General features: G+C 44.4%; 1 protein-coding gene. It reads left to right on the plus strand.

What is annotated here, in order from left to right:
* Positions 1 to 12,517 (plus strand): LamG-like jellyroll fold domain-containing protein (locus ACTRWI_RS20635; RefSeq protein ID WP_499133616.1); only part of this gene is annotated, 12,517 nt, incomplete at both ends.

Below are 12,517 nucleotides of genomic sequence, written 5' to 3' on the forward strand. Positions count from 1 at the left end.
TTTGATTACAGTCGTGAATAATGACAATGTGGTGGATTCGGATGGTGACAGTATTTTAGACAGCATCGAAATCGCTCAAGGCTCTGATCCACAGAATGCCAATCATCCTGTTTTTGATGGTGCGGGTGATTTAGATGGTGATGGCTCTATAAACGTGCTGGATACCGACATGGATGGCAACGGTCAACTTGATGTCAATCAGTTGATGGTACAAGTAGGTAGCAATGTCTTTAATGGTACCAATGACATTGTGCCATTGCGCTATGCTATCGACGGTACTACGGCTGATTGTAGCGAAACTTTCACACCGTCTGAGCGTTTAGGAGATCTTGCTTTATCGGTTTATGGTGGTACTAATTACACCTGTAGCGCTTGGAAGAGTAATCACGAAAGCAAAATCAATCGCCAATACTCGGTGACCCAATCGATTTCACCGTCTCTGAATCCGGCGTTATCTATTTACACCATTGGTATGCATCAACTTGCAGGTAGTAGTTATTATCAAAAATACTTTACTGTCATGCCGATGATTTACTTAGCTGACGATAAACCTTATCACGTTTATTTAGTCAATCATGATGGTACGCAATGGTTGGCACAGCATTACACCACGATTAATCCAGAATTTATTGCGAATGATCGTTGGGTACAATTGCCGATTTCCCTCGGTCAAAAAACTCAAGATACACAATTTGTGGTAGTACCTGATGACACGCCGCTTTTTGCCGCCGATTTGGTCAGTGTGCATGCTGATGCAACCAGCAGCAATGCTACTGAGATCCGATTTAATAGCTTCTTGGCATATCAAACTTGGCAGTACCGCTTAGATGGCGGAGATTGGATAGATGGCACTGGTACCAGGGTTGCGTTAACAGATTTATCTTCGGGTTTACATCAAATCGAAATCGCCTTGTTTGATGCTGACGCTCAACAGATCGCAGTAACGGATCCGGTAGAGTTTGAGCAAGTCGACCTGCATATTCTTCAGCATGACAACATGGTGACGATTGAAGAACGTAATATCATCAATTATGGTCAGGGAGAGACCATTGTATTACTACCAAGCTCTGGTGTGCTAGGTAGCACGAATATATACACAACAACGAGTACTCAACTTGAATATCCACTGTCATCTACCTTGCTGTCCAAAATCTTTGACCTTGATGGTAACGAATATGACATCGTTATTACGGGTCGTCGTACCTACAAAGGATTGGCGGGTGCCTACACCCATGCGAACTCGTTTAACGATTTTATTTTAACCGCGGCGGATGTGAATACCTTCGAGTTGTCGGTTGATCCAAGTAGTTTATATGCCTTACCAACAGGCAAAAACTACGATTCTGGTCTCTTATCGGTCAACCTTGTTTCTTCTTCCGGTTTGTTGGTTAACCAAAAAACATTGCGCATAGCCTTCAATTTGCCAACCTCTGATTTAGATGGTGATGGGATTGAAAATGGGATCGACCTTGATCTCGACGGTGATGGTGTCAATGACGACATTGATGCCAACGCGTACTCCGTTGATTCTGATACCGATGGTGATGGTATGGGCGATGGATTTGAAACCACTTATGGCTTTGATCCATTAATCAATAATGATGATGAAATCGCCGATTTGGATGGTGATAGTTTTACTAACCTAGTGGAATATCAAGATGGTTCTGATCCAAGCGATGCGTCCAGTTACGATACTGACCACGATGGTATTCTAGACAGTGTGGATGCCGAACCAAGCGTTTGGAATAATCTGGCGACCGGTGAAAATCGATACTCAAATAGTATTAGTACCAGCCACACCATGAATCACTATTCAAGTCCTGCTTTGACAATTCAAACCGATATACACCAAATCAGTGGTAACCTTCACGATCCTAATGTGAATGCGTATCCAAACCCGGCGTATCATTTTATGACATACAACGCTTACACACCGGTGTTCAATGGTGTTTATGACGGTGTGGTTTGGCAGGAAGAAGATACGACGGTTATTTACTACACTGAGTTCAATTCTGATGGAACAATTCGCCGCACGTTATCGCTACCAAATCCTTCAAACTTAACCTTAAGCATGGTTGCTGACAACGGAACAGGAGAAGTGATTTATATCGTGGCTGATGCGAAGGGTAATCCAGATAAAGTGACGCCATTCCCTGTATTTATCACTCACTATGATCTTAATGTGGATACAACGATACAAACCAAAGCCATGGATGGAGGACCCGATGGATTCAATGGTTGGGCGTTGACCGATAACCCTTATCATACACCTGACAACAATCGGATGATACCGAGTAAAATGCATTGGGCCGGAGACATACTTGCGCTGAATGCTACGGTGGCTTATCCAAAGGGCAATGATGGTATTAATCATCAAGGCGGCAGAGGGATGATCATTGATGTTAATACATTAGAAGTTATTAAAAATTATGGTCAATTAAGAGGTCATCAATTTGGTACGAGCGTCGCGTATGATCCTGATGGGTACTTTTTATTTTTAAATACAGGCGACAACGTACCGCGCGGTTTGGATATCGTGAAGTTCAATGAAAATGAAAAAATAAATATTCCGATGCATCGCATTAAAACCCTACATGCCAACATGCCTAATAACATGTGGGGTGAACCAGAAGAAGTTTATGAAGCGATTTCTTCGGAGCTTGAAACCTTCTACACCTGGTCAAATGATAACTATGTTTACATGCAACAAGGTGACATTGTGGTCATGGATGACAGGTATATTAGCTTTAGTGCCGGTGAGAGAGGACTCAACAGTGCTGAAATTGGTGGCATGCAAAACAAAGCCTACAACTTGATGGCAACGTCTGTGTCTAAAGATACAAGTAATGGCTTGACGTATTTGTCCCATGGCGAACATGAAAGCGAATTCTATTATGATGCGATCGGCAGAGAAACCCCTCAAGAGAATAAACATACTCTTTGGTTCACTGACTTTACTGACCCTGAGCATAATGTGTCGCGCGTGAAGCCTGTGCGTATTCATAACGACATGATTTTTGTATTAATGGAGATATGGGGCCGTTTAGACTACAAATACAACGCCTACATGATATTTGATAAAGAGTTGAATATCATCATGCCATTTACACGTATGGAAGGCGTTTTCCCTACTGGTAAAAGCCATGAAATGCGCGTTGAAAACAATATTATTTATGGTTATGTAGGGTTTGATAACGACGATGGCACTAGTCGACTACAGCGTTACAAAATAGAAGTTAACCCGACTGTGCGTAACGACACTGATGGAGATGGGTTCACCGATTATCATGAGATGTTAATCGACTCGGATGCCAATGATATGGCTAGTCCACTAGTGGATGGTTCAGCTGATTTTGATAACGATGGGGTGGTTGATCATAAAGATAACGATATCGACAACGACGGCATTTGGAATCTACACGACAGTGACGATTACGATGTTAATACTGATTGGGACGGAGATGGCTTAACTGACGGTTATGAAACTCTCAGCGGATTAGACCCTTATGATGCCGCTGATGGTTCGATTGATAGTGATGGTGACGGTATTCGCGATGCGGATGAAATGAATAATGGTTTGAATCCGAATGATGCTAGTGACGGCAAAGATGCTGACACAGACAACGATGGTTTTAGTAATGGTCAAGAAATCAGAGCGGGTTCGGATCCAAATGACGCAAATTCTTATGATGAGGATATGGATGGTGTCCTGGGTATTACAGATCTTGATGACACTGACCCTCATACTGATACTGATGGCGATGGCTTGGCTGATATTATTGAAACTCAATATGGGTTTGATCCGACAGATGCATCGGATGTCGATTTAACCCTCGACAGCGACAATGACGGTTTGTCTGATATTTGGATGCAACTTCAAGCCAATCTGTCTGAGCAGGGCACCATGAGTGTGTCTCAATGGGAAATGGCACTTCGGTCATTGGCGATTGCGCCAGCAGTGGTCAACACCGAATTTATTAAGCAGTCTCGCCAAGTCAACGTTGATTTAAGTGATTTAGATGGTGATGTGTCCTATGAATTCATCGTGCATTTCTCGCAAGATGAATCGAACAAGCTCACTCTGCTTGGATTTAGAAACCTTGATGAAGGCATTAATACCAATTGGAGTATCCGTTTCGAACAACTCAATGCCACGTTAGGCGTAACCCAATTTGGGGTAGGCGATTATACCTTCGCTTCCGTTAATGGTCAGTCAGTGGCTAGCCCTTACGGTGAGCCAGCTCATGTGGTGATTATTGGTCGAAATGGTAATACCGAAGCCTGGGTAAATGGCATTCAAGTGGGTGAGTTCAATGCAGGTGCCTTGTTAATCAATGACCCAAGCTCGCCACTGGGTATCAATGAAGGGACAGTATCTGGTTCTGATGGTATCTATGCCTTCGCAGCTTATAATCATGCGCTTAGCCAAGATGATATTGCCTTATTACACCGCAAAGCCATGAGTATTTATACGGATACCGATCTTGATGGCGTTTATGACATGTTCGATCCTGATGATGATAACGATGGTTTTGATGATGTTAACGATTCTTTCCCTCTCGATTCATCAGAATGGTCAGATGTGGATGGTGATGGCATTGGCGATAATGCCGATAACAACCTCAACGATGGACCACTTTCTGACACCGACGGTGATGGTATCTTAAATAATGTTGATCCTGATATGGATAACGATGGCATCAGCAATGATATAGAAATAGCAGCAGGTTTTGACCCTTATGATGCCAGCGATATCGATTTCTCAATTGATGTCAATAATGATGGATTTGCTGATATCTGGTTAACCTTGCAAGCGGCGTTACCGAGTGCTGGCGTCCCTGCTTGGTCAGCACATGTCTCAGCGGCCAATAATCCGCCTGAAGTGGTGGTCGATACTTTTGTTAACCAAAGCTCACAACACATGCTCAATTTAAGTGCCCTTGCTGGGGATGTGTCTTACGAATTTGTATTTAAGTTCACAACCGATCCGAATAATTCATTAGCGATATTGGGTAATAGTGCCAGTGGTTGGAGCTTGCGTTTTGAGCAGTGGAAAAACACCAATAAACTCGGTTTAACCAAATATGGTGGTGGTGATTATACTTTTGACGCCGTATCTGGGCAGTCGGTTACTTCTCCTTACGGCGATCTGGTGCATGTTGTCTACATCGCACGTGGTGGCGTTACCGAAGTTTGGGTCAATGGCGTGCAAGTGGGGCAATTAACCCAAGCGTTATTAATTAACCACACCAGTGTACCGCTTGGCATTATGGAGGGCGCGGTACAAGGTGATGAAGGCATATACGGCTTCGCCGCCTATAACCATGCGCTTTCTGCTATCGAATTGAACGCGGCCCATCAAAAAGCCATGGGTATTGAACAAGACACCGATGGCGATGGCATCATTGATCGCCTTGACCCAGATGACGATAACGATGGCTATCTTGATAATGGCGAGCCAGACACCACCGGCTATGGTACAGGTCAAGTGGTGGCAAATACACTCCTTCAAATCAATTTACGTTTAGCAAACAACCAAAACATCGATGAAGCCATCTTGATGAACAGTGAAGATATTTCTAATGTCATCGTTGCCAACATGGCGGCTTACAATGTTGAATTTTTAAGTGCGGGCAGCTTCACTTCGACAGCGGAAGTGCAAGATGTGATAGACAGCGTCAATGCCTCTGTTGCTGTCATAGCACAAATTGTGGGTTATGCCGATAGCAATGATGCCTCGGCATTAACGGCTGAAGCTTTGTTTGACGTGATGGGGCTGATGAACGTGCAGGCGCTTAATATTGAAAATTATCGCTTCTTCATCGCGCGTGAACTTGGTACGAACGTTGATACTATAAGTAAATTGCAATCGGTGATCACAACGGCAAATAACGTACAAAACCAAGTTGATGAGATCAGTCAATATGCCGCGAGCAATGACGCCAACGGCATGACGATAGCGATGCTGCAAGCGATTACTGGTTTGACTGTCAATACCAATAACTTGAGTCATTACAGAGTATTTGTGGCAGACAGCAATGCGGCTGATATCAGTGATATTGCGAGTTTACAAATCCTTATCAATGATGCTGATGCGTTTGCACTTGATCCACAATGGGTTGTGACAGGACAAGTCGTCGCCAACAATATCGCGGGGGCGACTGTGCGTATGTATGAAATCGAATCGGGCGCGAAAGCAACCGATATAACTCATACATTCGGCACCACAGACGTGAGCGGTACCTACACCATTTCGATTTTGCCAACCCAGTTACCTGTTATGGTGGAAGTGACAGGCGGCAGTTATGTCGATGAGGCCACGGGAATCACCCTCAGCAATGGTTCCTTAACGGCTGTATTGCCTTCGATTACACGTCGTGATCAAGTGACTATCTCCCCGTTCACAGAAATGGCCGCGCAATTGGCCGCCACTAACCTAACCGTAACAGGTATCAACGCAGCAAATGCGCTGGTTTCTGAACAGCTGCTCAGTAGCACGGTCGCGGAGGATGTATATCGTGTTGCGCCAAGTCAAATGGACGGAAGTGGTACTGACATAGAGCAGGGTTATCGTGCTGCGTTGGTGGGGCTGTCTGTATTGGGCGGCGGTAAGCCACTAGCGAGTATGGTCACTGACTTTGTCACCGATTTGGCCGATAACAGCTTGGCATCAGCCACCGCGAACGCCTTGTATCTTAATTCGCAAACCTGGTTGCGTCGCCATGGCTTAACGAGTATTGCGTTGAATGCGCCTACCTTTGGGTTGGATGCTGCTGCACAACAGGCAGTTAATGACATTCTAAAAAATGACAGTAACTTGGCGTACTTCCCACAAGTGCTGCAAACCAATATGGGCACGATTGATCTCAATGTCTTGTTATCGGCTTACTTACCAAGCGGCGAGGCGGCGAACGTGAGTGTATTGAATGGGGATGTCCTAACGCCAGTTAGCGGTGGCATGTTAGATACTGCCGCTTACACCGCAGGAGCGCAGCTTCAAGTGAGTGTTGAGGTAGACGGCATTTCGCGTATTGAAAATATTGTTATTAAGCCAGTGAGTACCCCTGTCACAGTCACAGCCAGCCTCAATGATGTGAACAATGGAACGCACAGTCTGAGTGTAATTCGTTCAGATAATCAAACCTATCAGTTAACCTCTCTCACACCAACAGTCTTGAGTGTTGCCAATGATCTACTCACTGTCACAAATGATGGTGTGGCGCGCATTGCGATTACTGCGGCTGATAACACATGGGAGCAGGTGGTCGAATTGGATGTGTTAGCACCAAGAACAGCGCCAAGTGTTTTATGGCAGCTTGACTCGAATGGCGATCTGCAAATAGCGAACATCACGGGTGAGAACACGGATGTTAATCTGCATTATCAAGGCATGGATAGCAGCTTAATCTTACTCACCACTTTACCTGTAGACCGAAGCGTTAACGACACGATTACGTGGGCCGTTATTAAAAACGGTGTGCGTTTCTCTGACATGATCAGCCTAAACGTGAGTGATCTGGTCAACCAACTCGCCATTGCTGATTTGGCTTCGCGTATTGCTGATAGTAATATCGCGGATAGTGATGTCTTTGCGCACTTTTCCAGCCTCAATGGCTTTGATAGCACACCTGCTGTGGTCAGTTTATATCGCCGTGAATTGCTAAATGATGCGATTACCACATTGGCAGCACTAGAGAGTGAGATTGCCGAGATAAATAGTTTTGCAACAGCGTATATTGAACTTGAAAATGCTGATAGCACTATTATCACAATGGCGCAGTTAACCGCCTTGCTTCCAAACCAATATTTGGAAAATACTTTATTGGGCGACTACCGTACAGCGTTAACTAACAATGTGTGGAACACCCAAGCTGATGTGCAAGCCTTGTTGGATCAAGTGAATAACCAGTATGGCGCTGATAGCGATGGCGATGGCATTTTGGATGGGATTGAAATTGGGCAATTTACTGATCCGAATGATGCGAACAGTCCTATCTACCTAGGTCAACTCGATGCAGATAATGACGGTGTAACCAACGCCATGGATCCCGATCTTGATGGTAACGGGACGTTAGACAGTGAACAAGTTATGGTCAACTTACGTTCTGCTGTCTTAGCGGGTAATACCAACTTCGTATCGACTGAGTACAGTCAATCTATGGCGGGTTGTCCTAATACCTATAACCCGACTGAAGCGCTGGGCAACATTTCTCTCGCCATTATTGATGATCAATATGACAACGGATGTACAAACTTCACATCTTGGTACACCAACACTAATTTCCCTGTCACGGAGTTCATCAGTTATCAATTGAATAAATCGATTCCGATTTATCGGATCGAACCAAGTCAAAATTCAGCAACAATACAACAGTATCCAGCGATTTACCCGATGCTGTATTTACCAGAAGACGCAGATTATGACATCTATCAATTGACACTAATTAATGGCACTTGGCAGCAAACGAAGATTATGTCTCTTAGTGTCGATGAACTCCCTGCCAATAATTGGTTGTTGATTGACCAAAATATCGCGCAGCAGACAGAAGCATTAACTTTAATGGCGCTGCCAGCTACTACTGATATGAATGAGCGTTTGGTATTTGATCTTGAATTAGTGCAGTACAGCCACTCTGAAATGCGTTTAACTTTTGAAAGTCGAGTGATTGGTGATCTCAATTGGCGCTACCGTGTCAATGGTGGGGACTGGGTAATGGGTAGTGGTACTAGCACAGTATTTGATGTACCCGGACTCGGTAACTATGTTGTCGATATGAACCTCTTAGATGCTCAAGGGCTGCCAGTGGCCAGCGTTGGTACACTGACCGCGACGAGTGCGCTTTATTCAATAGAAACCTTAACTCACCAAGACTCACTCACGTTTGAACAAGCCAATTACTTTACGGGAACAAATTATCAAACTGTCGTGATGTTGGCCGGTGATAGATTGACAAGCCCTAACGACATTGTTGTGGATAACTGGGGCTCTGCTCACCATAAAACACAGACTGAATTTACAGTAGAGTTAAAAGATGACAATGGCACACCGTATTCTGTCACCATGATAGGTTACCGTGAGTACAATACGCATCCCACAGCGATTAACTCCGCGTCACACCCAGGCTTTACCATTGCGGAAGGCAGTGCAAGCAATTCTTTCCACTTTTCATTGGATTCAACCAGCTTCAGTGCCTTACCGACGGGCATGCATTACAACAGTGGCGTAATGACATTACGCTATGTTACGTCAGCAGGGCAAGAGCTGGGTATCTATCCATTACTTATTGATTTTACGCTGGATTACAATGACTTCGACGGTGATGGAAAAGAAGACGGTATAGACCCTGATCTGGATGGCGATGGTGTACGAGACACTGTGGATGTTAACAGTTATAGCGTGTTGTCAGACACTGATGGCGACGGTATGACCGATGGTTTTGAAACCACCTATGGTTTCGACCCTCTCATTGCAGACGCGGCCACTGACGACAATGATGGTGATGGATTTACCAATCTTGTTGAATCGCAAGATGGCTCGGATCCGACGGATCCATTCAGTTTTGATACTGACCATGATGGCATTGTGGATAGTCTCGATGCTGAACCGACAGTCTGGAACAAGGTTGAAACGGGTGAACGCCTAGAAGTAACGTCCGTAACGGGTACTCATGAACGTTCGGTTTACTCTTCTCCAATGCTAGAAATTGTTACTGACGCGCACAGCCATAGCCAAGATATGTATATTCCTTACGAGGATTACCCGTACCCATTAAATCATCTATATGCAAACTATATGCCCATTATTGCCTATTCACCCATTAAAAATGGTTCGAAAGATGGGGTCGTCTGGCAAGATCGAACATCAATGGCGTTGTACTATAGTGAATTCAATAGTGATGGTACACACAACCGAACAATTACATTACCGAACGCGTTTAATGAAATCCTCTTGTCTGCAGCGGGAAATGGTAGTGGCGATATTGTGTATGGTATTGCGGCGATAGGTGGGTCTGAGGACAAAGATGAGCCTTCTGCTGTGCGCTTAGTGCGTTATAACCTAGATACTGAATCTGTTACGATTAATCAAACTGTGGATACCAGTCGTGAAGAGCTTGATGTCTACGGAATTGCTTCCAAACTTTATCCAAGCAGAATTTCATGGTCGGGTGACATGATAGGGTTAAACATTGTTCGTTATTATACCCGTATGGCCGATGGTGCTAACCACCAAGGTGGTACGCTCAGTGTCTATGATGCGGATACGTTAGATGCTGTAAAGCATTGGGGACAGGTTGGGGGGCACCAATTTGACAATTCCACTATGATCGACAGCCAAGGGAATTTTGTCTCATTGACTATTGGTGATAATTATCCACGCGGTATTGATTTAACGCAGTGGAATCGCACCTCAAGATCAGGACAGGTGCTTATGCGTTTCAAAACCGAGCATGGAACAGACCCTCGAGGCGGAAATTATGGTGAATATCCGGAAATTTCAACCGATACGACGACATACTATAAATGGTCAAATGATACTCAAATCTATTCAGAACTGGGCGGTGTGGTGGAAATGGATGATCGTTTCATCAGTTTCATGTCAAGCGAAAGGGGGCTTGATAACCTTCTCACAGCGAGAGGACATAACCTCGCACGTAATCTGGTAGCGGTCTCAACCGGTAAAAATACAAGTGAAAATAGATATTTAACCTTTGGTGAGTACGAAAGCGCAGAGTATTACACATTCTCTGGAGGCTATGCTAAGCAAGAACATCAAAATTTGGTCTGGCTGACTGATTTTAAGGGTATTCAACAAAATATTTCTCGTCTGAAAGCCTTAAAATTAGCGGATAACATTATTTTGCTGTTAATGGAGATACATACTTACGATGGCTACGATCACAGTGCTTACATGATGGTCAATAAAGATTTACAAGTGTTAGTGCCGATAACGCGTATGCATGAAGATGTCATCTTTAATCGTTCGCATGACCTTCTGGTTGAAAATGGTGTAGCCTATGGTTACAGCAGTGCTAATGGCAAATTACAGCGCTTTACCATCAGACTCAATGGTGATCCGACGATTGACAGCGATAACGATGGCTACGGTGATTATTACGAGCAACTCTTAGGTAGCGACGCCAACGATCCGAATTCACCGCTTACGAATGGTGATATTGACACCGACAGTGACGGCATCCCAGATCATATGGACTATGACGATGATGCTGATAGCATTTGGGATAGAGATGACAGTGCGCCGACTGATCCAAATTCTGACTATGATGGTGATGGGTTAACGGATGGTTACGAAACCAGCATGGGGCTTAATCCATTCGATAGCTTTGATCGTAACACTGACTCGGACAACGACGGAATTTGGGATGTTAATGAGTTTTTATACGGCCTTGACCCTAATGATCCAAGTGACGGGGAAAATATCGATTCTGATTTAGATGGCTTTACCAATGGACAAGAGGTGAGTGTCGGCACTGATCCTTTGGATGCTAACGTTTATGACGCTGATGGTGACGGTGTGTTGGGACTTGTTGACTTAAATGATGGCAATCCACATTCAGATACCGATGGCGATGGTATCAGCGATATACTCGAAACCAGCCTTAACTTTAATCCAACAGACCCGTCTGATATTGATTTCTCAATTGATGCAAATAATGACGGAGAAGCGGATATTTGGGAGAGTTTACAGGCGGCATTGCCTGCGCAGGGTGAGATGGACATTAGCCAGTGGTCTAGCCATATAGAGCAAATGGCAGCCCCTGCTCAAACACTGGTCGCTGACTTTATTAATATTCCACGTCAGCATTCAGTCGATCTTAGTGGCCTTAGTGGTCAAGTTTCTTATGAGTTCATCGTTAAATTTGCACAAGACAATACTGGAATCCTTGAATTACTTGGCCACAGAAACAATACTGAAGGTATCAATACTGCTTGGGGCATTCGTTTTGAACAAAGCGATGGCAATATGGGTGTGACCCAATTTGGGGTTATGGATTATCAATTCACGCCTCTTTATGGCCAAACCATTGCCAGTCCTTATGGCGACCCTGTTCATCTTGTGGTGGTAGGTAGAAATGGTACGACCGAGGCCTGGGTTAACGGTGAGCTAGTTGGTAGGATATCGGCCAATAGTATATTAATTAATGATCCAAATACGCCATTAGGTATCAACAGTGGCACTATTAGTGGTGATGATGGTATCTATGGTTTCGCAGCTCATAATTACGCATTGAGTGCCCAAGAGATCGAGCTTGCTCATCGTAAAGCGCTGAGTATTTACTTCGATAGCGATGGCGATGGCATTTATGATGTGATTGACCCTGACGATGACAACGATGGCTATCTTGATAACGGCGACCAAGACACCTCAGGCTATGGTACAGGTCAAGCGGTTGCTGGTGTGCTTGTCGATATCAATGCGTTATTGGCGGATAACCAAACTATTGATGAAGCGCTATTAGTTGAGAGTGGCTACTTCAGTCACATTATCAGCGATAAC

Source organism: Pseudoalteromonas sp. G5_S1_14_S5 (genome assembly GCF_054968605.1).